This is a genomic window from Pseudomonas sp. GW821-FHT01E05, from assembly GCF_059422425.1.
The window spans coordinates 537,069-557,909 of sequence record NZ_JBWKWW010000002.1 but is presented as its reverse complement, the minus strand read 5'-3'; the positions used below and the strand labels follow the sequence as shown (position 1 = coordinate 557,909).

At 60.0% G+C, this 20,841-nt stretch carries 19 protein-coding genes and 1 pseudogene; 9 read left to right on the top strand and 11 right to left on the bottom strand.

Annotated elements, in window-relative coordinates; translation table 11 throughout:
• The first annotated feature begins 8 nt into the window (after positions 1–8).
• Together epsC and betT are read left to right on the top strand one after the other, a co-directional pair.
• The gene (gene epsC, locus AC07W5_RS06035) at positions 9–935 is read left to right on the top strand and encodes a serine O-acetyltransferase EpsC (RefSeq protein ID WP_494994437.1); all 927 of its coding nucleotides are present in this window, start codon (positions 9–11) and stop codon (positions 933–935) included.
• Positions 936–1,398: 463 nt separating this feature from the next.
• The gene (gene betT / locus AC07W5_RS06030; RefSeq protein WP_495023005.1) at positions 1,399–3,354 is read left to right on the top strand and encodes a choline transporter BetT; all 1,956 of its coding nucleotides are present in this window, start codon (positions 1,399–1,401) and stop codon (positions 3,352–3,354) included.
• A 17-nt stretch (positions 3,355–3,371) separates the two neighbouring features.
• On the opposite strand, the gene AC07W5_RS06025 is transcribed toward betT, so the two are convergent.
• Together AC07W5_RS06025 and AC07W5_RS06020 are read right to left on the bottom strand one after the other, a co-directional pair.
• Positions 3,372–3,629 carry a hypothetical protein gene (locus tag AC07W5_RS06025; RefSeq protein WP_494994436.1) on the bottom strand — a complete coding sequence of 86 codons (258 nt, stop codon included), beginning with the start codon at positions 3,627–3,629 and terminating at the stop codon, positions 3,372–3,374.
• A 253-nt stretch (positions 3,630–3,882) separates the two neighbouring features.
• On the bottom strand, positions 3,883–4,623 hold the full coding sequence (locus AC07W5_RS06020) for an SDR family oxidoreductase (protein WP_494994435.1): 741 nt from the start codon (positions 4,621–4,623) through the stop codon (positions 3,883–3,885).
• 136 nt (positions 4,624–4,759) lie between these two features.
• Between AC07W5_RS06020 and AC07W5_RS06015 the strand changes: the two genes are divergently transcribed.
• The 4 genes and pseudogenes from AC07W5_RS06015 (at position 4,760) to mgrA (ending at position 7,661) form a co-directional block, all read left to right on the top strand.
• On the top strand, positions 4,760–5,650 hold the full coding sequence (locus AC07W5_RS06015; protein WP_495022954.1) for a LysR family transcriptional regulator: 891 nt from the start codon (positions 4,760–4,762) through the stop codon (positions 5,648–5,650).
• 129 nt (positions 5,651–5,779) lie between these two features.
• Positions 5,780–5,976: pseudogene (locus tag AC07W5_RS06010) on the top strand (type II toxin-antitoxin system HicA family toxin).
• A 92-nt stretch (positions 5,977–6,068) separates the two neighbouring features.
• Positions 6,069–6,470 carry a type II toxin-antitoxin system HicB family antitoxin gene (locus AC07W5_RS06005; protein WP_494994432.1) on the top strand — a complete coding sequence of 134 codons (402 nt, stop codon included), beginning with the start codon at positions 6,069–6,071 and terminating at the stop codon, positions 6,468–6,470.
• Between the two features lie 153 nt (positions 6,471–6,623).
• Positions 6,624–7,661: an L-glyceraldehyde 3-phosphate reductase gene (mgrA, locus tag AC07W5_RS06000; RefSeq protein ID WP_495010979.1), complete on the top strand. Its 1,038-nt coding sequence runs from the start codon at positions 6,624–6,626 to the stop codon at positions 7,659–7,661.
• A gap of 119 nt (positions 7,662–7,780) precedes the next feature.
• Here the strand turns inward: mgrA and tauD are convergent, their stop codons facing one another.
• The 7 genes from tauD to AC07W5_RS05965 form a co-directional block, all read right to left on the bottom strand.
• Positions 7,781–8,614, bottom strand: coding sequence for a taurine dioxygenase (tauD, locus tag AC07W5_RS05995; protein WP_495022953.1), 834 nt, complete (start codon positions 8,612–8,614; stop codon positions 7,781–7,783).
• 55 nt (positions 8,615–8,669) lie between these two features.
• Positions 8,670–9,515, bottom strand: a complete 846-nt coding sequence (gene tauC / locus AC07W5_RS05990; protein ID WP_494994429.1) for a taurine ABC transporter permease TauC — start codon at positions 9,513–9,515, stop codon at positions 8,670–8,672.
• A complete protein-coding gene (gene tauB / locus AC07W5_RS05985; RefSeq protein WP_495022952.1) occupies positions 9,512–10,306 on the bottom strand; it encodes a taurine ABC transporter ATP-binding subunit in 795 nt (264 codons plus the stop codon). The genes tauC and tauB overlap by 4 nt, the downstream gene beginning before the upstream one ends.
• Before the next feature lie 16 nt (positions 10,307–10,322).
• Entirely contained in the window at positions 10,323–11,300 is a 978-nt protein-coding gene (gene tauA / locus AC07W5_RS05980) for a taurine ABC transporter substrate-binding protein (RefSeq protein WP_494994427.1), read from the bottom strand.
• Positions 11,301–11,639: 339 nt separating this feature from the next.
• Positions 11,640–13,223: a glutamate--cysteine ligase gene (gene gshA / locus AC07W5_RS05975; RefSeq protein WP_495022951.1), complete on the bottom strand. Its 1,584-nt coding sequence runs from the start codon at positions 13,221–13,223 to the stop codon at positions 11,640–11,642.
• A gap of 233 nt (positions 13,224–13,456) precedes the next feature.
• Positions 13,457–13,840: a PaaI family thioesterase gene (locus AC07W5_RS05970; protein ID WP_494994425.1), complete on the bottom strand. Its 384-nt coding sequence runs from the start codon at positions 13,838–13,840 to the stop codon at positions 13,457–13,459.
• Complete coding sequence (locus tag AC07W5_RS05965; RefSeq protein WP_495010983.1) at positions 13,840–16,164, bottom strand: Tex family protein; 2,325 nt, start codon at positions 16,162–16,164, stop codon at positions 13,840–13,842. The genes AC07W5_RS05970 and AC07W5_RS05965 overlap by 1 nt, the downstream gene beginning before the upstream one ends.
• A gap of 361 nt (positions 16,165–16,525) precedes the next feature.
• Here AC07W5_RS05965 and ompR point away from each other — a divergent pair, with 361 nt between their 5' ends.
• Positions 16,526–17,266, top strand: a complete 741-nt coding sequence (gene ompR / locus AC07W5_RS05960) for an osmolarity response regulator transcription factor OmpR (RefSeq protein ID WP_494994423.1) — start codon at positions 16,526–16,528, stop codon at positions 17,264–17,266.
• Between the two features lie 116 nt (positions 17,267–17,382).
• Positions 17,383–18,696 carry an ATP-binding protein gene (locus tag AC07W5_RS05955; RefSeq protein WP_494994422.1) on the top strand — a complete coding sequence of 438 codons (1,314 nt, stop codon included), beginning with the start codon at positions 17,383–17,385 and terminating at the stop codon, positions 18,694–18,696.
• Between the two features lie 87 nt (positions 18,697–18,783).
• Here AC07W5_RS05955 and rimK read toward each other — a convergent pair whose 3' ends face one another.
• Positions 18,784–19,689 carry a 30S ribosomal protein S6--L-glutamate ligase gene (gene rimK, locus AC07W5_RS05950; protein ID WP_494994421.1) on the bottom strand — a complete coding sequence of 302 codons (906 nt, stop codon included), beginning with the start codon at positions 19,687–19,689 and terminating at the stop codon, positions 18,784–18,786.
• Positions 19,686–20,168: a retropepsin-like aspartic endopeptidase RimB gene (gene rimB, locus AC07W5_RS05945; protein WP_494994420.1), complete on the bottom strand. Its 483-nt coding sequence runs from the start codon at positions 20,166–20,168 to the stop codon at positions 19,686–19,688. The genes rimK and rimB overlap by 4 nt, the downstream gene beginning before the upstream one ends.
• A 219-nt stretch (positions 20,169–20,387) precedes the next feature.
• Here rimB and AC07W5_RS05940 point away from each other — a divergent pair, with 219 nt between their 5' ends.
• Positions 20,388–20,795, top strand: a complete 408-nt coding sequence (locus AC07W5_RS05940) for an RNA-binding S4 domain-containing protein (protein ID WP_495022950.1) — start codon at positions 20,388–20,390, stop codon at positions 20,793–20,795.
• Positions 20,796–20,841: the final 46 nt, after the last annotated feature.

Below are 20,841 nucleotides of genomic sequence, written 5' to 3'. Positions count from 1 at the left end.
TCTTTACCGTGAGCGAGCGTTCCAGCCATTGGCAATTGCAGACCATCGTCGGCCAATTGCGCTGCGCCAGAGATCAGTGGCGCACTCAGAACGGTCGCATCAGCGGCGAGCAGGGCGGGCGCGAACTGCCATCCCGCGCTGCCATGGCCGAGATTCTTGAAGCGCTGTGTGGTGCGCTGTTCCCGATGCGCCTTGGCCCGGTGGATCTGCGCGAGGAGAGTGAAGATTTTTACGTCGGTCACACTCTGGACGTGGCCCTCAATGCCTTGCTGGCCCAGGCACGACTTGAGCTGCGCTATGTCGCTCGGCAAAGCGCGCAGGTCGATAGCGAAGTCGAGATCAAGGCGATCCGGCTGATCCAGGATTTCGCGCTGGCCTTGCCAGGGTTGCGCAGCCTGCTCGATACCGACGTGTTGGCGGCCTTCCACGGTGATCCGGCGGCACGCAGCGTGGATGAAGTGCTGTTGTGCTACCCGGGGATTCTCGCGGTGATCCACCATCGCCTGGCGCATCACCTGTACCGCGCCGGGTTGCCGCTACTGGCGCGGATCAGTTCGGAAATCGCCCACTCGGCAACGGGCATCGATATCCATCCCGGCGCACAGATCGGCGCCAGTTTCTTTATCGATCACGGCACGGGTGTGGTGATCGGCGAGACGGCCATTATTGGCGAGCGGGTGCGCATCTATCAGGCCGTGACCCTCGGTGCGAAACGTTTTCCTGCGGACGAGGACGGGCAATTGCAGAAGGGCCATCCGCGCCACCCGATTGTCGAGGACGACGTGGTGATTTACGCCGGCGCGACTATCCTGGGGCGGATCACCATCGGCAAAGGCTCGACCATCGGCGGCAATGTCTGGCTGACCCGCAGCGTGCCGGCGGGTTGCAACCTGACCCAGGCGAATCTGCAGCATGATGACGGGACGCAGAAGTAGAGATCCACGGTGATCGTTCCCACGCTCTGCGCTCATCGTATTGATCGTTCCCACGCTCCGCGTGGGAATGCCTCACTGGACGCTCCGCGTCCGCTTCGGCAGTGACGCGGAGCGTCACGGGCTGCATTCCCACGCTGGAGCGTGGGAACGATCGGCGCTGCTTCGCCGAGCGCGGACCGGCCGGCGGGAGCAAGCTCCCTCGCCACAGAGATTCCCCTCACCACACCACCTCATACCCCTCCTTGAGCCAGCGTACGAAAGCTGCCGCTGAGCCTTGCGATTAGTCCTGAAACGCCTATCCATGTTTAACTTGACCGTTCGTTCAAGTTAAACCGGTGGTTCGCTGCCCGCTCACAACAGGAGGCTTACCTTTGCTGAGTCCGTTTTATTCAGCCACATTTCACACCTTCGAGGTGCACCGTTCATGAGTGCATCGTCTACCCCTCCCAGCGGCCCGATCCGCATGAACCCGCCGGTGTTTTACTTCGCCGCAGGCTTCATTCTGTTGTTTGGCCTGGTGGTAATCGCCATGCCGGAGCAGGCCGGCGCCTGGCTTCTGGCCGCACAAAACCGGGCGGCCAATACGGTCGGCTGGTACTACATGCTGGCGATGACCCTGTATCTGGTCTTCGTGGTGGTCACCGCCTTGTCCGGCTACGGCAAGATCAAGCTCGGTGCCGACCACGACGAGCCCGAATTCAGCTACCTGTCCTGGGCCGGCATGCTGTTCGCCGCCGGGATCAGCATCACGCTGTTTTTCTTCTGCGTCTCTGAACCGCTGACGCACATGCTGCAGCCGCCCCAAGGCGAACCCGGTACCGTGGACGCCGCGCGCCAGGCCATGCAAATTCTGTTTCTGCACTGGGGCTTGCACGGCTGGGGCGTGTTCGCCTTCGTCGGCATGGCGCTGGCCTACTTCGCCTATCGGCATAACCTGCCGCTGGCCCTGCGCTCGGCGCTTTACCCGCTGATCGGCAAGCGCATAAACGGCCCGATCGGTTACGCGGTGGATGGCTTCGGGATCATCGCGACGGTGTTCGGTCTCGGCGCGGACATGGGTTTTGGCGTGTTGCACCTCAACTCAGGTCTCGACTTCCTGTTTGGCGTCGCTCATACCCAGTGGATTCAGGTTGGGCTGATCACGCTGATGATGGGCGCGGCGATTCTCGTCGCGGTCTGCGGCGTCGATAAAGGCGTACGGGTGATGTCCGACATCAACATGCTACTGGCCTGTGCGCTGCTGTTGTTCGTGTTGTTCGCCGGCCCCACCCAGCACCTGCTCAACACCCTGATCCAGAATGTCGGCGACTACCTCGGTGCGCTGCCGACCAAGAGTTTCGATCTCTATGCCTACGACAAACCCGGCGACTGGCTGGGTGGCTGGACGGTGTTCTACTGGGCCTGGTGGATCGCATGGTCGCCGTTCGTGGGGCTGTTCATCGCGCGGATTTCCCGTGGCCGGACCATCCGCGAATTCGTCTTCGGCGTGCTGCTGATTCCGCTGGGCTTCACCCTGGCGTGGATGTCGATCTTCGGCAACAGCGCCATCGATCAGGTACTCAATCACGGTATGAGCGCACTGGGGATGTCGGCTATCGAAAATCCATCGATGACCCTTTACCTGCTGCTGGAAACTTACCCGTGGGGCAAGACGGTCATCGCGGTCACGGTGTTTATCAGCTTCGTGTTCTTTGTCACCTCGGCGGACTCTGGCACCGTGGTGCTTTCGACGCTCTGCGCCCGTGGCGGCAACCCCGACGAAGACGGACCGAAATGGCTACGGGTGTTCTGGGGAGCGATGACCGCGCTGATCACCAGTGCCTTGTTGTTTGCCGGCAGCATCGATTCGCTGAAGTCAGCAGTGGTGCTGACCTCGCTACCGTTCTCGTTGATCTTGCTGCTGATGATGTGGGGGCTGCACAAGGCGTTTTATCTCGAGTCGCAGAAGCAGATCGCGCAACTGCACTCGTTGGCGCCAGTGTCCGGTTCACGACGTGGCGGTTGGCGTCAGCGCCTGAGCCAGGCCGTGCATTTCCCTTCACGGGATGAGGTGTACCGTTTCCTCGATTCAACGGTGCGCCCGGCGATCGAAGAAGTGACGGCGGTATTCGTCGAAAAAGGCCTGCATATGGTCACCTGGCCGGTCCCGGCCAACGACAGCGTCAACCTTGAAATCAGTCATGGCGAACAACAAGCGTTCATCTATCAGGTGCAGATGCGCGGCTACTTCACGCCATCTTTTGCCCGTGGCGGGATGGGTTCCAAAGAGCTCAACAACCGTCGTTATTACCGGGCCGAAGTGCATCTGAGCGAAGGCAGTCAGGATTATGATCTGGTGGGTTACACCAAGGAGCAGATCATCAACGACATCCTCGATCAGTACGAGCGGCATATGCAGTTTCTGCACTTGGTGCGTTGATCGAGGGCCGGTGGCGCTCAGGCTCTGGTCAGCATCAGGAACAGCAGCAGAGCGATCACCGGCACGCCAAACACCACACTGCCGACCGCCAGTTCCGTGGTCAGAGGCTGCTTTGCGGTGACCATGCCGACCGCGCCGTTGATCACCGCGAGTGCCAACCACAGGCCGACGAAGCTATAGCTGAGCGTCTGCTGGTTGAAGCCGAGTTTGTCGCCGATAAAGAGCATCAGGGCCAGAAGGATCAGGCCGAAGGTGATGATGATGGTGGTGTGCATGTGGGTGATTCTCCTGATTTGAAATCTTTGGCGCCTGTTAAGCCGCCATCGCGGGCAAGCCTCGCTCCTACGGGGGGTGTATCGATCATATGATTGTGGCCGGACCCAACTTTGATCGTAGGAGCGAGGATTGCCCGCGATGGGGCCCTTACGGATTCACTCGCGCTGAGGCGTTGTCCATCACGTCGTGATAATGAGCATAGGCGTCGCGGCGGGCCACGTCGGCCGGGCGGTTGTGCTGAGTGTTGAGGGCTTAAGCCAAACCGCCGTTGGTGCGCAGGATTTGCCCGTTGACCCAAGCGGCAGCGGGGCTTATCAGGAAGGAGATGACGTTGGCGATGTCTTCCGGCTGACCGAGGCGTTCCAGTGGCGGCATCTTGGCGAAGGTCTGGATCTGTTCTTCGCTTTTGCCGTGCAGGAACAGTTCAGTGGCGACCGGGCCGGGAGCGACCGCATTGACGGTGATGTTGCGCCCGCGCAGTTCCTTGGCAAACACCTGCGTGAAGGATTCCACCGCCGCTTTGCTGGCGATGTATACCGCGTAGCCCGGCAGGTTCATGGCCACGGTGCTGCTGGAGAAGTTGACGATCCGCCCGCCGGCATTCAGGCGGGTCGCGGCTTCGCGCAGGGTGTTGAAGGTGCCGCGGGTATTGATGGCGAAGGTTTGCTCGAACAGTTCGTCGCTGTGCTGGGCCAATGGCAGAACGTTGAGGATTCCGGCGTTGTTCACCAGTACGTCGACCTTGCCCAGTTGCGCTTCGGTCTCATCGAACATCCGGCGCACGTCGGCAGCGTTGGACACGTCAGCCTTGATCGCTATGGCCTGATGGCCGGCCTGGCGCAGTTCCACAACCAGAGCCGAAGCTTCGTTGGCGCTGCTGGCGTAGTTGATGGCAACCGCGAAACCTTCGCAGGCGAGTTGTCTGGCGATTACTGCGCCGATGCCGCGGGAGGCGCCGGTAACGATCGCGACTTTCGAGGTTGGAGTAGTCATGGCGTTGTTTCCTTGAGGTGGTGAAGTTGCTTGCCGGGTGTGAAGCAAGATTCACCTGTTTACCCATGGCGATAAATGCACCAGAGTTGCCTTGACTGTTCAATAATCGCCAACAATCGAGTGCCAGGAGTCCCACGTGGATCAAGTCAAAGCGATGAAGGTTTTTGTGCGGATCTACGAGCGCAGCAGCTTCACGCTAGCGGCCGATGACCTGAATCTGCCCCGCGCGACGTTGACCCACATCCTCAATCAATTCGAAGCCTGGCTCGGCACCCGGCTGCTGGAACGCAGCACGCGTCGGGTGCGTCCGACCCTGGATGGCGAGGCGTACTACGTGCGTTGCGTGCAATTGCTGGCGGAGCTGGAGGAGGCTGAACTGGCATTTCGGAGCGTGGCACCAAAAGGGCGGTTGCGGGTCGATTTGCATGGCACGTTGGCCAAGTACTTCGTGATCCCGGCGTTACCGCAGTTCATGGAGCGCTACCCGCAGATCGAGTTGTCCATCAGCGAAGCGGATCGCTTTGTCGACCTGATCGCTGAAGGGGTCGACTGCGTGTTGCGGGCCGGCACATTGGGGGATTCGTTGCTGATTGGCCGCCGCGTCGCGACCTTGCGCCAGGTGACCTGCGCCAGCCCGGCCTACCTGCGTAAATACGGCGAACCGAAGAGCCTCGACGAGCTGGCGCAGCATCGGGCGGTGAACTACGTCTCGCGCACCACCACCAAACGGTTCCCGTTCGAATTCATGGTCGACGGCGAGCTGAAAGAGGTCGCCATCGAGGGTGCGTTGTCGGTGTTCGGTGCAGAGATCTACGCCGCCTCGGCGGTCGCAGGTCTAGGTCTCATCCAATGCCCGCACTACCGCATGGCGACGCAGATTTCCCAAGGATTGGTGCAGGAAATTCTCCTCGACACTCCACCACCGCCCATGCCGGTGTCGGTGCTCTATCCGCACAACCGCCACATGTCGCCCAGAGTGCGAGTGTTTGTCGATTGGTTGAGCGAGGTGTTTGCCAAGGCTCAGTAACCGTCCGTCTGGGCAGAAGCGGGCGAAGCTCTTGTGGACTAATATTTAACATGGTGTGTATGGTGTGTATTAATTCCGCCCTTTGCTGCATACAGTTCGCCGCAGATGCTGTCGAAAAGGGCGAGGGTGATGCGAAGTCGGGAAATGATTAACGCGATCGAGGAGGATGGGTGGTATCTGGTATCTGGTATCTGGTGGCGGTGAAAGGCAGTCATCATCAGTACAGACATCCGAGCAAGCCGGGTAGGGTCACCATCAAGCACCCGGACTCCGATCTTCCGAAAGGTACGATCAACAGCATACTGAAACAGGCCGGACTGAAATGAGGCCGGCAAGCGGGTACGAGAGCCCACATGGGATCGCATTGAAGACAAACCGGTCTCCAACGAAGCCGGATTTAAAGGAAGGGTCCACCAACATGAAATTCCCAGTCGTTCTGCACAAGGATGCCGACTCAGACTATGGAGTGATTGTCCCTGACGTGCCGGGTTGCTTCTCCTCAGGTAGCACGGTGGCGAAGGCATTCGAAAACGTGAAAGAAGCGTTGTCCTTGCATTTCGAAGGATTGGTCGCCGATGGCGATCCACTTCCACAAGTGCACGAGATAGATGATCACCTTGATAACCCCGACTACGCCGGCGGTGTATGGGGTGTGGTTGAGTTTGACGTGACACCTTACTTTGGGAAGTCGGTGCGCTTTAACGCTACGCTTCCTGAGCGGTTACTTGAACGTATCGATCAAACCGTAAAACGGGATCATCGTTACAGCTCGCGGTCCGGTTTTCTGGCGGCTGCGGCATTGCGAGAGTTGTCGGCTTAAAAAACAGTTGATCGTTCCTCGCGCATTTTTGGGGAACGATCAGGCTGTGTGCTGTTTCCATACCGAATACGGTGGTCATACCTTGCCCGCTAAATGGTCGAAACGACCTTCAGAATTCCAAGACACTGTTACCCCAAACAAGTAGAGAGTCCGATGACCTATATCGCTGCTGCTGATCGCTACGACTCCATTCCTTACCGCCGCGTTGGTCGCAGCGGGCTGGTGCTGCCGGCGCTGTCTCTGGGCCTGTGGCACAACTTCGGCGACAGCACGCCGATCGACACCCAGCGCTCCTTGCTGCGCACCGCCTTCGACCTGGGCATCAATCATTTCGACCTGGCCAACAACTACGGACCGCCCTATGGCAGCGCCGAGATCAACTTCGGTCGTTTGCTGCGCGAAGACTTCAAGCACTACCGTGACGAGCTGATTATTTCCAGCAAGGCCGGCTGGGACATGTGGCCGGGCCCGTACGGTCAGGGCGGCGGCTCGCGTAAATACGTGCTGGCCAGCCTCGATCAGAGCCTGCAGCGGTTGGGGGTCGACTATGTGGATATCTTTTATTCGCACCGCTTCGACCCTGACACACCGCTGGAAGAAACCGCCGGCGCATTGGCTACTGCAGTGCAACAGGGCAAGGCGCTGTATATCGGCATCTCGTCGTATTCCGGGGCTAAGACCCGGGAAATCGCAGCCTTGCTCAAAGAATGGAAAGTCCCGCTGTTGATCCATCAACCGGCCTACAACCTGCTCAACCGCTGGGTGGAAAAAGACCTGCTGGACACCACCGACGAACTCGGTGCCGGGGTAATCGCCTTCACTCCATTGGCCCAGGGCCTGCTGACTGACAAATACCTCAACGGTGTGCCCAAGGATGCGCGGGTCAATCGTCCGGGCGGCGGTTCGCTGCAAGACTCGCACTTGTCGCAGGCCAACATTGCCCAGGTGCGGGCTCTCAACGAAATCGCCCAACGCCGTGATCAAAGCCTCGCGCAAATGGCGTTGGCCTGGACCCTGCGCGACCCACGCGTGACCTCCGCCCTGATCGGCGCCAGCCGCCCGGAGCAGATCATTGAAAATGTCGGGGCGTTGAAGAACCTGAGCTTTAGCGCGGAGGAACTGGCCGAAATCGACCGGTTTGCCCAGGAAGGCGGGATTAACTTGTGGGAGAAGCCTTCTACAGCTGAGTGATGCTGATCGTTCCCACGCTCTGCGTGGGGAATGCCGCCGTGGATGCTCCGCGTCCACAGTGACGCAGAGCGTCACGGGATGTGTTCCCACGCGGGAGCGTGGGAACAATCATTGATCACTTAAACCGGTACATCCCCCAATATCGTCGCCCGGTGCATCACACGCCGTTGCGGGCGATAGTCATCCACTGCGTAATGCTGCGTCACGCGGTTGTCCCAGAATGCCACGTCGCTTTCCTGCCAGCGCCAGCGGATGGTGAACTCCGGGCGGGTGGCGTGGGCGAACAGCAACTTGAGGATGGCTTGGCTTTCCGTCGGCTCCAGCTCGTTAATGCGGGTGGTGAAGCCATCGTTGACGAACAGCGACTTGCGCCCGCTGACCGGGTGAGTACGGATTACCGGGTGCGACAGCGGCGGGTTTTTCTGGCGGGCTTCTTCCCGGCGCGCCAGGTCTTCGGCGGTGGTGCCGAAGCGTTCCAGCGGGAAGGATTTGGTGAAGTCGTGGGTAGCGGTCAGACCTTGCAACAGGGTTTGCATTGGTGCCGACAACGCCTCATACGCCGCGATGCCGCTGGCCCATAAGGTATCGCCACCAAACGCCGGCAACAGCTTGGCGCTGAGGACCGCGCCCAGCGCCGGGGTCGGCAGGAAAGTCACGTCGGTGTGCCAGATTGCGTTGTCTCGCACGTCGGTCACCGCGGTGTCGAGGATCAGCACTTCAGGCTGTTGCGGCACATTCGGATAAATCGGGTGGATATGCAGATCACCGAAGTTGGCGGCGAAATGCGCCTGCTGCTGCGGGTTCAACGGCTGCTCGCGAAAGAACAGGACTTGATGCTTTAACAGAGCCTGCTCGATGGCATCGCGCTGTTCGACGCTCAGTGGCTGAGTGATGTCGACGCCGCTGATCTGGGCGCCAAGTGCGGAGCTAATCGGGGTGATGGTCAGGCTCATGATCTTTCTCAAATTCGGCGCCGAAGTGTCGGCGTGGTCAGTTTTTCAATACCTGTCAATGCGTCTGGCCATGCCACGGCACTAGCTTGCGTTGCAGCGCACGCAGACCCATTTCCATGGCGAAGGCAATCAGAGCGATCACCAGAATCCCCAGCACCACCACATCGGTGACCAGAAACTGCGCAGCCGACTGGACCATAAAACCCAAGCCACTGGTGGCGGCGATCAATTCGGCGGCAACCAGGGTCGACCAACCGACCCCCAGGCCGATCCGCACACCCGTGAGAATATCCGGCAAGGCGCTGGGCACAATCACATGGCGAATCAGCTGTGCCCGCGTCGCACCCAACGATTGCGCGGCGCGCAGTCTGGCCGGGTCGACCGTGCGCACGCCGGTAGCGGTAGCGATGGCAATCGGGGCGAATATTGCCAGGTAAATCAGCAGGACTTTGGACAGCTCACCAATGCCGCACCAGATGACGATCAGCGGCAGATAGGCCAGCGGTGGAATAGGGCGGTAGAACTCGATCAACGGGTCGAAAATGCCGCGCGCGATACGGTTATGGCCAATGGCAATGCCGACCGGGACTGCCGTCAGCACCGCAAAACCCAGGCCCAGCCCGATACGGCTGAGGCTGGCGCCCAAATGCTGCCACAGCGTCGAATCCATATAGCCGGTGGTCGCCAGTAACCAGCCTTTTTGCAGCACCGACGAAGGTGGCGGCAGGAACAGCGGTTCAATCAGCCCGCTGGCCGTCACGGCCCACCAGATGGCGAGCAGGGTGATCATCGTCAACACGCTGATCCAGCGTGTACTCAGACTGCGACGAACAGGAATCACAACCGATTGGCCGACGGCAGGTTTAGTGGTGGCCGTAGCCGGTAATGGGTAGCTGCTCATGCGTGCTCCTGCCGCTGGACGGCGCTGCGTTGGGAGAACACCCGGGCCAGCACATGTTCGCGGGTTTCGATAAAGCGCGGGTCAGACTTGATTGCCCGGGCCGATTCACCGGCGGCGTAACGCTGACCAAAGTCCAGGCTCAGACGCTCGACGATTTGCCCGGGGTTGGGTGCCAACAGAATCAAGTCGGTGGCGAGAAACACCGCTTCTTCAATGTCGTGGGTAATCAGGAACACTGGTTTGGCGGTGCGTTTGCAGACTTGCAGCAGCAGTTCCTGCATCTGTTCGCGGGTGAAGGCGTCGAGGGCGCCGAAGGGTTCGTCCATCAGCAATACGCGAGGATTGGCAGCGAGGGCGCGGGCCAGGCCGACACGTTGCTTCTGGCCGCCGGACAGCTGCCAGATGCGGCGATGGTCGAAGCCGGCCAGGTCCACCAGAGCAAGCATTTCCCGCGCACGGACTTCCCGTTGAGGCTTGGAGATGCCCGCCAGTTCCAGTCCGAAGCCGACGTTGGCCAACACGTCCTGCCACGGCAGCAGGGCGTCATCCTGAAACACCACGCCGCGCTCGGCACTTGGGCCTTTGACCGGCACGCCATCGAGGGTGATGCGCCCGGCACTCGGTTCAACGAAACCTGCAATCAGGTTCAACAGCGATGTCTTGCCACTGCCGGAAGGGCCGAGGGCGACCAGCAGTTGCTGCGGCCCAAGGCTCAGGGAAATATCCGCCAGCACCGGTTCGGCCGCGCCGGGGTACTGTGCGCTGATGCGCTCCAGTTCTAACAAGGCCATCGCCGTGTGCTCCTGATCAGTTGGTAATGAACCTGGCGCTGACGTACGGCGCGTAGTCCGGCAGTACGGCTTCGACCTTGCCTTGTTCCTTGAGGAACGCCGCGGTGTCGGTGATGGCCTTGGTGGTCGGTGCGCCGAGGGTGATCACTTGATCAGCCGCCAGCGGGTAGACGTTGCCTTGCAGCAGCAATGGAATATCGCTGGCCTTGGCGCCGGAGAGTTTCACCAGTTTGTCGACGTTGCCTTTGTCAGCCAGCCAGGCTTGTGGGTCTTTGCGGTAAGCGGCGTAGGCGTCCAGGGTGACTTTGGCGAACGCGGTAACGATTTCCGGGTGCTTCTCGGCGAAATCTTTGCGCACGATCCAGGCATCGAAGGTCGGCGCACCGAACCTGGCCAGTTCGCCGGAGGTGATCAGCACCTTGCCGTTTTCCTTGGCCACGCCCAGCGCCGGGTCCCAAACGTAAGTGGCGTCGATGTCACCGCGTTTCCACGCGGCTATGATCGCTGGCGGTGCGAGGTTGAGAATCTGCACTTTCGACGGGTCGATGTTCCAGTGCTTCAACGCTGCCAGCAGGCTGTAGTGACCGGTGGAAACGAAAGGCACGGCGACTTTCTTGCCGATCAGGTCTTGCGGGGTTTTGATTGCGGAGCCGTCGCGGGCTACCAGAGCTTCGGCGGCGCCGATCTGAGTGGCAATAAGGAAAGTTTCCACTGGAACCTTGCGGGTGATCGCGGCGGTCAGCGGACTGGATCCGAGGTAACCGATTTGCACATCGCCCGAGGCGATGGCGGCGATGATGTCTGCACCGTTGTCGAATTTGCGCCAGTCGATCTTGGCGTGGGTGGCTGTTTCGTAAGTGCCGTCGGCCTGGGCGACTTTCGCCGGGTCAACGGTGGTTTGGTAGGCAACGGTAACGTCAGCCGCCTGGGCAAAGAGGCTCGCTGCGGCCAGGGACGCGGCCGCCAGGAGGCGAAGGGGAAAGTACGTTTTCATTGGCAAGCTCCTTGTCAGGCGGCCGAGAGTCGGCTGACAAAGAGACTAAATGATCTAATAAAGTTAAAATAAATAACTTTTTAGAATTAGCTTATGAGCGGAAAATTCTAAGAATCAAAAGATCGCAGCCTGCGGGGACCGGTTTGATCGAAGCGGACGCGGAGCGTTGATCGTTCCCACGCTCCCGCGTGGGAATGCATCCCGTGACGCTCTGCGTCACAGCCGAAGCGGACGCGGAGCGTCCCATGAGGCATTCCCACGCAGAGCGTGGGAACGATCAATCCAACGATCAGTCCAGGGACCGGTCCCCGCAGGCTGCGATCTTTTTACAGGCGCCGCTTAATTACTGATCGCCAGAATGCTCGCCTGATACGACCCGACAAACACATCGAAATCGCCGACTTCGTTCTGTTCCAGCTCCGTTTGCTGAGCCAGCGACGACCGCGCCAGTTCTTCAAACTTCGCCTGCTCGTCGGCCGCCAGTGGTTCACTACGGAAGTACTCCGCGTGAGCCCGGCTCTGGCGCAGGGAGAACTGGGTAAAGCTCTCTTTATGCTCGTTCATGGCCGCCAGCACCTGAGCGGATGGCGTCAGGGACGGATCCTTGACCTTGGCCAGTTGCGCTTCCAGCGCGTTGCTATGGGCATCACCGCCGTGGCTTTGATCGAGCAGCGCGGCCAATGGCGCAATCTTCTCCAGCAACTCGCTGGCCCACTCTTTCAAGTCCACCGGTTGGCCCTTGCGCCGCAGTTGCAGGCCCGGACGGCGACCTTCCTTGACCACGCTGAGGAAGTTAGAGGTGCAGTTGCCGCATTCGATGTTTTCAAGCAGCGGGCTTTCATTCAGCGCGCAATACAGCAGGAAAGCGTCGAGGAAACGCGACTCTTGCAGATCGATGCCCATCGGCAGGAGCGGGTTGATGTCCAGGCAACGCGCTTCGACGTACTGAATGCCGCGGGCCACCAGCGCCTGGATCGGCCGTTCGCCGGTGTAGGTCACGCGTTTTGGGCGGATGTTGGAGTAGTACTCGTTTTCGATCTGCAGGATGTTGGTGTTGAGCTGAACCCACTCACCGTCCTGATGGGTGCCGATTTCGACGTACGGTGCATAGGGTGTTGCGACCGCCTTGCGCAGGCTGTTGGTGTAGCTGTCCAGATCGTTGTAGCACGGCGTCAGTCCTGCCTGAGCGTTGCTCTGGTAACCCAGATCGCTCATGCGCAGGCTGGTGGCGTACGGCAGGTACAGCGTGTCGGGATCCAGTTGCTCCAGCTGATGGGCGCGACCGCGCAGGAAGCCTGCGTCCAGAGCCGGCGACGCGCCGAACAAGTACATCAGCAGCCAGCTGTAGCGGCGGAAGTTACGAATAAGCGCGATATAGGCCGCCGACTGATAGTCGCGGTCGGTGCCGACATAACCCTCGGCTTGCTTGAGCAGCGGCCAGAGTTTCTCCGGCAGCGAAAAATTGTAGTGAATCCCGGCAATGCATTGCATGGTCTTGCCGTAACGCAGGGCCAGGCCCTTGCGGTATACGTATTTGAGCTTACCGATGTTGGAGGTGCCGTAGTAAGCGATCGGGATATCTTCCTCGGCCGGCAACGGGCACGGCATCGATGGACTCCACAGGTACTCGTTGCCGAGTTTGCTGTAGGCAAAACGGTGGATCTTGTCGAGGCTACTCAGCATCTCCGCCGGGTCAGGCAGGGCCGGAGTGATGAACTCCAGCAGCGACTCGGAGTAGTCGGTGGTGATTTGCTCGTTGGTCAGTGCAGATCCCAGTTCTTCGGGATGCGGCGTCTGCGCCAGACGGCCAACACCTGTAACGCGCAGGCATTCGCGCTCGATGCCATGCAGGCACTGTTCGAGCAGAGAGAGGTTAGCGCGCTCGCCAAGCAGAGCCAGGCGGCGGTTGAGAAGTTCGCTCAAGTTGGATTCCTTCACGCGTCAGTCGCCCCAATATGGGGGTGGGCAAGACGGTCTACAAGGGTGAAGTGAAAACTGGCGTAGTCGCCTGGTTTTGTAGGAGCGAGCTTGCTCGCGAAGGACTGAGGACGCCGTGTTCATCCAGGCTGCCCTCGTCATCGTTAACCCCTATCGCGAGCAAGCTCGCTCCTACAGGATTCGCAGCGCCGAAATTAACTCAAATTGATGGCAGGGAGCTATAGGACAGCGAACGTGCCTTGTGCTTTTGCGACGAGTTTATCGCCTTGCATCACATCCGCTTCGACCACCAGCGTGCGCCGGCCAGGGTGGATCACCTTGGCTACGCACACCACGTCACCGTCAGAGACGGCACGCATGTAGTTGATCTTGCACTCGATGGTCACGCTCTGCTGGTCGAAACCATGGGCGCTGGAACAGGCCAGCCCCATGGCGATATCCACCAGACTGAACAACGCCCCGCCGTGCAGCTTGCCACCGCGATTACGCAGCGGCGGCGTCAGCGTCAGGGCAACTTCGGCTATGCCGACGTCCAGACGCTGCAAGCGGCAGCCGATCAACTCGCTGAAGGCGCTCTGAGTGAGGCCGGCGGGGATTTCCATCAGCGTTTCTTCAACTGCTTGGCGTTGGCGAAGAGCGAAGCCATGGCGTTGTTGCCCGGAGCTGGCGCCTGGGTTTCTTTACGCGGTGCAGTGTTTTGCGACTGGCGTGGAGCCGAGCCAGGGCGGGCGCCACGAGCACCGTCGATCTTCTCGCCCGGAGTGTCGCTCATGCGCATCGACAGGCCGACGCGTTTACGCGGGATGTCGACTTCCATGACCTTCACCTTGACCACATCACCGGCCTTCACCGCTTCGCGCGGATCCTTGATGAATTTCTCCGACAAGGCGGAAATGTGCACCAAACCGTCCTGATGTACGCCGATATCGACGAAAGCACCGAAGTTGGTCACGTTGGTGACCACTCCCTCGAGAATCATCCCCAGTTCCAGGTCCTTGAGGTCTTCGACGCCGTCCTGGAACTCGGCAGTCTTGAACCCGGGGCGCGGGTCGCGACCAGGCTTTTCAAGCTCTTGAAGAATGTCGGTCACTGTCGGCAGACCGAAGGTTTCGTCGGTGTACTTCTTTGGATCCAGGCGCTTGAGGAAGCTCGAATCGCCGATCAGCGAGCGAATATCGCGGTCGGTTTCAGCCGCGATGCGCTGTACCAGCGGATAGGCTTCCGGGTGAACGGCAGACGAATCCAGCGGGTTGTCGCCATTCATTACCCGCAGGAAACCGGCGGCCTGTTCGAAGGTTTTCTCACCCAGACGCGCGACTTTCTTCAGCGCGGCGCGGGTCTTGAACGCACCGTTTTCGTCACGGTGAGTCACGATATTCTGCGCCAGCGTCGCATTGAGGCCGGAAATCCGTGCCAGCAGCGCCACCGAGGCGGTGTTCACGTCGACGCCGACGGCGTTCACGCAGTCCTCGACGACTGCATCCAGGCCGCGAGCCAGTTTGAGCTGCGATACGTCGTGCTGGTACTGGCCGACACCGATGGATTTCGGATCGATTTTCACCAGCTCGGCCAATGGATCCTGCAGGCGACGGGCAATCGACACTGCGCCACGGATCGACACGTCCAGGTCCGGGAACTCCTTCGATGCCAGTTCCGACGCCGAATACACCGAAGCGCCGGCCTCGGAGACCATGACCTTGGTCATTTTCATGGCTGGGTATTTTTTGATCAGCTCAGCGGCCAACTTGTCGGTTTCGCGGCTGGCGGTGCCGTTACCGATGGCAATCAGGTCCACCGAGTGCTTGGCGCACAAGGCGGCCAGCACGGCGATGGTCTGGTCCCACTGGTTTTTGGGTACGTGCGGGTAAACGGTGGCGTAGTCCAGCAGCTTGCCGGTGGCATCGACTACCGCAACTTTGCAGCCGGTGCGCAGGCCCGGGTCAAGGCCCAGGGTCGCGCGCGGGCCGGCCGGTGCGGCCAGCAGCAAGTCGTGCAGGTTGTGGGCAAATACGTTGATCGCTTCGGTTTCCGCGCCATCGCGCAGTTCGCCCAGCAAGTCGGTTTCCAGGTGGGTATAGAGCTTGACCTTCCAGGTCCAGCGCACCACTTCACCCAGCCATTTGTCCGCCGCACGGTTCTGATTCTGAATGCCAAAGCGTTCGCCAATCATCCCTTCGCACGGATGCATGCTGCCCGGCAGCTCTTCGCCGACTTTCAGTGCAGAGCTGAGAATACCTTCGTTGCGGCCACGGAAAATCGCCAGCGCGCGGTGTGACGGCATGCTTTTCAGTGGTTCGTCGTGTTCGAAATAGTCGCGGAACTTGGCGCCTTCCTCTTCCTTGCCGGCGATCACACGGGCACTGAGGGTGGCTTCCTGCTTGAGGTAGCTGCGCAGCTTGTCCAGCAGGCTGGCGTCTTCGGCGAAGCGCTCCATGAGGATGTACTTGGCGCCTTCGAGGGCCGCCTTTACATCGGCAACGCCCTTTTGGGCATCAACGAAGCGCGCGGCTTCGGTGTCCGGGCTCAGGGTCGGGTCGTTGAACAGACCGTCAGCCAGCTCGCCGAGGCCGGCTTCCAGGGCGATCTGGCCCTTGGTGCGGCGCTTTTGTTTGTACGGCAGGTACAAATCTTCGAGGCGGGTCTTGGTGTCGGCGAGTTTGATGTCGCGGGCCAATTCCGGGGTCAGCTTGCCTTGCTCTTCGATACTGGCAAGGATGCTGATGCGCCGTTCGTCGAGTTCTCGCAGGTAGCGCAGGCGCTCTTCCAGGTGTCGCAATTGCGTGTCATCGAGGCTGCCGGTCACTTCTTTCCGGTAACGGGCGATGAAGGGCACTGTGGAGCCTTCATCCAGTAGAGCGACGGCCGCTTCGACCTGTTGCGGGCGTACACCGAGTTCCTCGGCGATGCGGCTGTTGATGCTGTCCATAAAACCACCTGACAAATTGTGAAAGCAGGCTCGCAGGCGCTGTTTAGAAGGCTTGGCGAGTCTGGTTGAGCGGCCTGGCCGGCGCCGCTACCTGGATCAAAAGGCAGCCTGTTGACCCGTGGAATCGAAAAATTACTGCGCGGCGATGGAAAATAAATAGCAGCCATTCACAGTAACGATCAGACGTTGCCCTACACAAAAGGCGGCGCATTATAACCAGCGTTCTGTCCTTCGGGGGCATCGCGCAATGTAGGCACAATGGCTGGTTTGCTGGCGGTCGAGGAAAAATCTGCTAACAATGCACACGGTGCGTATAACGGCGGCTACGCCATAATGCGCGCCGAGATCAAAGGAGCATCCAATGAGCAGCACTGCACAAACTGCTGAAGGCGAAAAAATTCTCATCGTTGACGACGACCCGGGACTGAGCAGCCTGCTGGAACGTTTTTTCGTCAGCAAGGGCTATCGCGCCCGCGCGGTGCCGAACACCGAACAAATGGATCGCCTGCTGGGTCGTGAGGTCTTCAACCTGGTGGTGCTCGACCTGATGATGCCTGGTGAAGACGGCCTGAGCGCCCTCAAGCGCCTGCGCACGGCGAAGAATCAAATACCGATCATCATGCTCACCGCCAAGGGCGACGAGCTGAGCCGCATCAACGGCCTCGAACTGGGCGCCGATGATTACCTGGCCAAACCGTTCAACCCGGACGAGTTGATGGCCCGCGTCAAAGCGGTCCTGCGTCGTCAGTCGGCACCGGTGCCTGGCGCACCGGGCAGCGAAGACGAAAGCGTGACCTTCGGCGACTACGAACTGTCCCTGGCCACCCGCGAACTCAAGCGAGGCGAGGAAGTGCACATGCTCACCACCGGTGAATTCGCTGTGCTCAAGGCGCTGGTGATGAACGCTCGTCAGCCGCTGACCCGCGACAAACTGATGAACCTGGCCCGTGGCCGTGAATGGGATGCCCTGGAGCGTTCCATCGACGTGCAAATCTCCCGCCTGCGCCGGATGATTGAGCCCGACCCGTCCAAACCGCGTTATATCCAGACAGTCTGGGGCGTGGGTTATGTGTTCGTACCGGACGGTACCGCAACCAAGTGATCAGTGATTTGTAGGAGCGGGTTTCTCGGGCGCGTTGTCATATGATTGCGAGCCGGGCGGCTCGCAATCCGCAATTCTGCGAGTGCGCTCGCTCCTGCAAAGTGTGTCTGCTGTCTATGAAAACCCCCGTGTGGTTCCCCCAAAGTTTCTTCTCTCGCACCCTCTGGCTGGTGTTGATCGTCGTGCTGTTCTCCAAGGCGCTGACCCTGGTTTATCTATTGATGAACGAGGACGTGCTGGTGGACCGCCAGTACAGCCACGGTGTGGCCCTGACCTTACGGGCCTATTGGGCTGCAGACGAATCCAATCGCGACACCATTGCCAAGGCGGCCGGGTTGATCAAAGTGGTCGGTAGCGGCGTGCCTGAAGGCGAGCAGCACTGGCCGTACAGCGAGATCTACCAACGACAGATGCAGGCCGAACTGGGCTCAGACACCGAAGTGCGCTTGCGCATGCACGCCCCGCCGGCCCTTTGGGTGCGTGCGCCGAGCCTGGGTGATGGCTGGCTGAAAGTGCCGCTGTACCCACACCCGTTGCGTGGTCAGAAAATCTGGAGCGTGCTTGGCTGGTTCCTGGCAATCGGTTTGTTATCCACAGCCTCGGCCTGGATTTTCGTCAGTCAGCTCAACCAACCCCTCAAGCGTCTTGTGTATGCCGCCCGCCAATTAGGTCAGGGGCGTAGCGTGCGTCTGCCAATCAGCGATACCCCGAGCGAAATGGCCGAGGTGTATCGCGCCTTCAACCAGATGGCCGAGGATGTCGAACAGGCCGGACGTGAGCGTGAATTGATGCTCGCCGGCGTGTCTCATGACCTGCGCACGCCGTTGACCCGTCTGCGGCTATCCCTGGAACTGATGGGCGACCACAGCGACCTGAGTGACGACATGGTGCGCGACATTGAAGACATGGACGCGATTCTCGATCAGTTCCTGGCGTTCATTCGCGACGGTCGTGATGAGACGGTCGAAGAAGTCGACCTCAGTGATCTGGTGCGTGAAGTCGCGGCGCCTTATAACCAGAACGATGAGCGGGTTCGCCTGCGCCTGGAGCCCATCCAGCCGTTCCCGTTGCGCCGGGTTTCGATGAAGCGTCTGCTGAACAACCTGATCGGCAACGCTTTGAATCACGCTGGCACTGAGGTTGAAGTGGCCGCCTATGTATCAGGCGACACCAACGCACCTTATGTGGTGTTGAGCGTAATGGACCGTGGGGCAGGGATCGATCAGTCAGAGCTGGAGGCTATCTTCAACCCCTTCACCCGTGGTGACCGCGCCCGTGGCGGCAAAGGCACCGGGCTTGGTCTGGCGATCGTCAAGCGGATCGCCTCCATGCACGGCGGCAATGTGGAACTGCGCAACCGCACGGACGGCGGGCTGGAAGCGCGAGTGCGCTTGCCGTTGGGGCTGATGTTGCCCAGGGATGCGGTGTAAGGGCCTGACAGTAGATCGTTCCCACGCGCAGCAAAGGAACGCATCCCACGCAGAGCGTGGGAACGATCAAACGATCTACCTTCAGCCTTAGCCTTTTCCTTTAGTCCGCGTCATGTTCGGCCCGCCATTCTTCTCCAGATGCTGAATGATGATCCCTGCCACGTCCTTGCTCGTGGTGGTTTCAATCCCTTCCAGCCCCGGTGAGGAATTAACCTCCATCACCAACGGCCCGTGGTTGGAGCGCAGGATATCCACACCCGCGACACTCAGGCCCATGACCTTGGCTGCGCGCAGCGCGGTCATGCGTTCCTCGGGAGTGATCTTGATCAGGCTGGCGCTGCCGCCACGGTGCAGGTTGGAGCGGAACTCGCCGGGCTTGGCCTGACGCTTCATCGCGGCGATCACCTTGTCGCCCACCACGAAACAGCGGATATCCGCACCGCCGGCCTCCTTGATGTACTCCTGTACCATGATGTTCTGCTTGAGGCCCATGAACGCCTCAATCACCGACTCCGCTGCCGTGGCCGTTTCACACATCACCACGCCGATGCCCTGAGTGCCTTCCAGCACCTTGATCACCAACGGCGCGCCATTGACCATCTCGATCAGGTCGGGGATATCGTCCGGCGAGTGGGCAAAGCCGGTGACCGGCAAGCCGATACCGCGACGCGAGAGCAATTGCAGCGAGCGCAGCTTGTCCCGCGAGCGGGCAATGGCCACCGATTCGTTGAGCGGGAATACACCCATCATTTCAAACTGGCGCAATACCGCGCAGCCATAAAAGGTTACCGAAGCGCCGATCCGCGGGATCACCGCATCGAAGCCTTCCAGCGGCTTACCGCGATAGTGAATCTGCGGCTTATGACTGGCAATGTTCATATAGGCGCGCAGGGTATCGATCACCACCATTTCATGGCCACGCTCGGTGCCGGCCTCGACCAGACGACGAGTGGAATACAGACGCGGGTTACGCGACAGCACAGCGATCTTCATGCAACACCTGTGGCAGAGGTAGTGGACGCCGGAAATGCCGGCTTGTCTTGAACGTATTTAATCCCCGGATTGACCACTAACTGGCCATCGATCAGGGCTTTGGAACCGAGTAACAAGCGATAACGCATGGCTTTGCGGCAGGCCAGGGTGAATTCCACCCGCCAGACCCGATCGCCCAGTGCCAGGGTCGTGCTGATCACGTAACGCACCTGCGCCTGGCCGTTGGAGCTTTTAATGGTTTTTATCGCTACCAGCGGTGCTTCGCAATGACGATGGCGCAGCTGCACCACGGTGCCCAGGTGGGCGTTGAAGCGCACCCACTTTTCCCCGTCGCGCTCGAATGGCTCGATCTCGGTGGCATGCAGGCTGGAGGTGCTGGCTCCGGTGTCGATCTTCGCCCGCAGGCCTGCCACTCCCAAATCTGGAAGCGCCACCCACTCGCGTAGACCGATAACGGTCAAATGGTCAAAAGTCTTCAAATGTGCTCAACCGGTGAGAAACCTGCTCGCGCCGCAAGCGGCCGAATTCGCGGTATTCACGCAGAATAATGGGTAAAAGGCGACAGATATCTACGGCCCGGATTTCCAGTCCTCGAACGAGGCGCTGGAGAGGCGCGCATTCTAAACTGAGCCGGTGTAATTCATGGCACAACAGAAACGGTAGTACAGTTCAGAAATATTTCAGGATGAGGAAATCCCATGGCACAAAAGACCGAAGAGGACGACAAAGTCCGTCTGGATAAGTGGTTGTGGGCTGCGCGCTTTTACAAAACCCGCGCGCTGGCCAAAGCGGCGATTGAAAGTGGCAAAGTGCACTGCCGGGGCGAACGCTGCAAACCGGGCAAAGAGCCGAAAGTCGGCGATGAGTTTCAGATCCGCACTGGTTTCGAGGAGCGCACCGTGACGGTCCTGGCGCTATCGATCGTGCGCCGTGGCGCACCGCAAGCCCAGACGTTGTACGCCGAAACCGAAGCCAGCATCGCCAAACGCGAGAACGCCGCCGCAATGCGCAAGGCCGGCGCCCTGGGCGTCAGCACCGATGGCAAACCGACCAAAAAACAGCGGCGTGATCTGTTCAAGTTTCATGGCGGGAGTAGTGGGGAGTAAGCTTGCCCGGAAAGCCCGAAGCCCGGAACCAAAAACACCGCAGCGC

Coding starts and splice junctions, on each gene's coding strand:
- AC07W5_RS06005 (WP_494994432.1), top strand. CDS start 6,069: ATGAAATTCCCAGTCGTTCTGCACAAGGATGCCGACTCAGACTATGGA.
- tauB (WP_495022952.1), bottom strand. CDS start 10,306: ATGGCCTTGTTAGAACTGGAGCGCATCAGCGCACAGTACCCCGGCGCG.
- AC07W5_RS05940 (WP_495022950.1), top strand. CDS start 20,388: ATGGCACAAAAGACCGAAGAGGACGACAAAGTCCGTCTGGATAAGTGG.
- mgrA (WP_495010979.1), top strand. CDS start 6,624: ATGACCTATATCGCTGCTGCTGATCGCTACGACTCCATTCCTTACCGC.
- AC07W5_RS06020 (WP_494994435.1), bottom strand. CDS start 4,623: ATGACTACTCCAACCTCGAAAGTCGCGATCGTTACCGGCGCCTCCCGC.
- AC07W5_RS06025 (WP_494994436.1), bottom strand. CDS start 3,629: ATGCACACCACCATCATCATCACCTTCGGCCTGATCCTTCTGGCCCTG.
- betT (WP_495023005.1), top strand. CDS start 1,399: ATGAACCCGCCGGTGTTTTACTTCGCCGCAGGCTTCATTCTGTTGTTT.
- AC07W5_RS05970 (WP_494994425.1), bottom strand. CDS start 13,840: ATGGAAATCCCCGCCGGCCTCACTCAGAGCGCCTTCAGCGAGTTGATC.
- AC07W5_RS05965 (WP_495010983.1), bottom strand. CDS start 16,164: ATGGACAGCATCAACAGCCGCATCGCCGAGGAACTCGGTGTACGCCCG.
- rimK (WP_494994421.1), bottom strand. CDS start 19,689: ATGAAGATCGCTGTGCTGTCGCGTAACCCGCGTCTGTATTCCACTCGT.
- tauC (WP_494994429.1), bottom strand. CDS start 9,515: ATGAGCAGCTACCCATTACCGGCTACGGCCACCACTAAACCTGCCGTC.
- AC07W5_RS05955 (WP_494994422.1), top strand. CDS start 17,383: ATGAAAACCCCCGTGTGGTTCCCCCAAAGTTTCTTCTCTCGCACCCTC.
- tauA (WP_494994427.1), bottom strand. CDS start 11,300: ATGAAAACGTACTTTCCCCTTCGCCTCCTGGCGGCCGCGTCCCTGGCC.
- ompR (WP_494994423.1), top strand. CDS start 16,526: ATGAGCAGCACTGCACAAACTGCTGAAGGCGAAAAAATTCTCATCGTT.
- tauD (WP_495022953.1), bottom strand. CDS start 8,614: ATGAGCCTGACCATCACCCCGATTAGCTCCGCACTTGGCGCCCAGATC.